At 43.5% G+C, this 540-nt stretch carries 2 tRNA genes; both read left to right on the top strand.

Annotated elements, in window-relative coordinates:
• Positions 1-111: 111 nt before the first annotated feature.
• Positions 112-188, top strand: a tRNA-Ile gene (locus F0231_RS20810).
• A gap of 43 nt (positions 189-231) precedes the next feature.
• Positions 232-307, top strand: a tRNA-Ala gene (locus F0231_RS20805).
• Positions 308-540: the final 233 nt, after the last annotated feature.

Genomic DNA, 540 nt, shown 5'->3' with positions numbered 1-540 from the left:
TAACAAGGTAGCCCTAGGGGAACCTGGGGCTGGATCACCTCCTTATACGATGATTACTCACGATGAGTGTCCACACAGATTGATGGTTTATGTAGTTTAAGAGACGATACTGGGTCTGTAGCTCAGGTGGTTAGAGCGTTCGCCTGATAAGCGAGAGGTCGGTGGTTCAAGTCCACTCAGACCCACCAATCTTCCTTTAGAAGATTTGGCACACAGTATCACACACCTGATGGGGCTATAGCTCAGCTGGGAGAGCGCCTGCCTTGCACGCAGGAGGTCTGCGGTTCGATCCCGCATAGCTCCACCATCTTTAAGTGTTCTTTCACAAGAATCTTTAAAAATGGTTTTCATCAGAAAATCTGCTCTTTAACAATTTGGAAAGCTGACAAATCAACAAGTTATTGTTGATTGTAAAGTTCTCAATGTTTGTCTTAAAGACAAACACCAATACAACACATTCAAGTGTTCTTGGAATTTGAGTCCGGCAAAATCGAGTCTGCATCATGTATAAAAATTGCAGACAACTTTGGTTGCATAACA

The organism is Vibrio sp. RE86 (assembly GCF_013114545.1).
Lineage (GTDB): Bacteria > Pseudomonadota > Gammaproteobacteria > Enterobacterales > Vibrionaceae > Vibrio.
Note: the sequence above shows the minus strand (reverse complement) of the source record. Positions and strands in the feature narration are given on the sequence as shown.